Annotated in this window: 3 protein-coding genes; 1 reads left to right on the top strand and 2 read right to left on the bottom strand. The window is 32.4% G+C overall.

Going from position 1 to position 993, the window contains the following annotated elements:
• The first annotated feature begins 88 nt into the window (after positions 1-88).
• Positions 89-226 (top strand): hypothetical protein, encoded by a 138-nt coding sequence (locus KA814_RS13480; RefSeq protein ID WP_021459086.1) that lies wholly within the window; start codon positions 89-91, stop codon positions 224-226.
• 73 nt (positions 227-299) lie between these two features.
• Here the strand turns inward: KA814_RS13480 and KA814_RS13475 are convergent, their stop codons facing one another.
• Positions 300-467, bottom strand: coding sequence for a hypothetical protein (locus KA814_RS13475; protein ID WP_162837505.1), 168 nt, complete (start codon positions 465-467; stop codon positions 300-302).
• A 30-nt stretch (positions 468-497) separates the two neighbouring features.
• Positions 498-728, bottom strand: coding sequence for an SHOCT domain-containing protein (locus KA814_RS13470; RefSeq protein ID WP_031884148.1), 231 nt, complete (start codon positions 726-728; stop codon positions 498-500).
• Positions 729-993 lie beyond the last annotated feature (265 nt).

Below are 993 nucleotides of genomic sequence, written 5' to 3'. Positions count from 1 at the left end.
TTGTTAAAATTATACTATAAAATTAACTTTGCAACAGAACCCAGTTGTTTTAATATGTTACCCTTATTACTACATGGGACGTTCTGAAATGAACATGCCCGAAATGAATATGGAGCAAATGCAGCAGATGCAACAAATGATGATGGAACATATGGAAACAACAAAACAAATTAAACAAAAACTAGGCTACTTATCCCCTGTAAAATACAGAGAATTAGCAGCCTAGAACATAGTGTTTTTATTAAGTTCCCATTTTAAGGGTTCAGTGCCTTGTAGTTATTGTGTTTTTATATACTTTACTACTTATTTTCTTTGTTATCATCAAAGGACTGCATGAAGTTCGTGCATGCATTTATCATATTATCCATTCTCTGGTCATAATCAGAACCTTGGGTAAAACCAGTTTGTCCAATGACGATTAAACCAGCTAGTACAAACGACAGCACTAAAGGTAACTTCTTTTTCATCGCTTATTTCCCCTTTCATTCAAAGTATCCCTAATCTTTTTTTAACACTTTCTTTAATTTTTCATATTCATCTTCATTAATTTCCCCTTTGGCCAGCCTTTCCTTTAAAATTTGTAAAGAATCATCTGATCTTACACCTTTTGGTTTTTCTGAAGCTTTTGCAATTAATATATATACACCATAAAATAACAAGCCAAGAATGATAATCCAAAAAATCATGCCAATGAACCCCATTCCGCCCATCATATTTCCTATACCCATACAATTTGTCAGTCCTTTCCTTCTTTCTTGTTTTACAATTATACCATATGGGGTATTAGTATCCCAAAAAAGTGTTTTTAATATTAGTAGCAGAAGGCAATTCATTGTACCGCAAAATGGCCCGATTATTGAACTATTTTTTAATAAAATAATTCCTACGTTCCCAATTCCAGAAAGCAATAATACTAAAAGCTTCCTCATCTGCTTTTTCCTCATCATCTGTCATATAATCTGTATCTTTTATTGGATATTTTGCCGTTTCATC

Origin of the sequence: Staphylococcus sp. GDY8P196P, assembly GCF_017891705.1 — a bacterium.
Lineage (GTDB): Bacteria > Bacillota > Bacilli > Staphylococcales > Staphylococcaceae > Staphylococcus > Staphylococcus ureilyticus.
This window is presented reverse-complemented; position numbering and strand designations above follow the sequence as displayed.

What these genes read in the sequence shown, in the direction of transcription:
- KA814_RS13480 (WP_021459086.1), top strand. Translation starts at nt 89, where the DNA reads ATGAACATGCCCGAAATGAATATGGAGCAAATGCAGCAGATGCAACAA.
- KA814_RS13475 (WP_162837505.1), bottom strand. Translation starts at nt 467, where the DNA reads ATGAAAAAGAAGTTACCTTTAGTGCTGTCGTTTGTACTAGCTGGTTTA.
- KA814_RS13470 (WP_031884148.1), bottom strand. Translation starts at nt 728, where the DNA reads ATGGGTATAGGAAATATGATGGGCGGAATGGGGTTCATTGGCATGATT.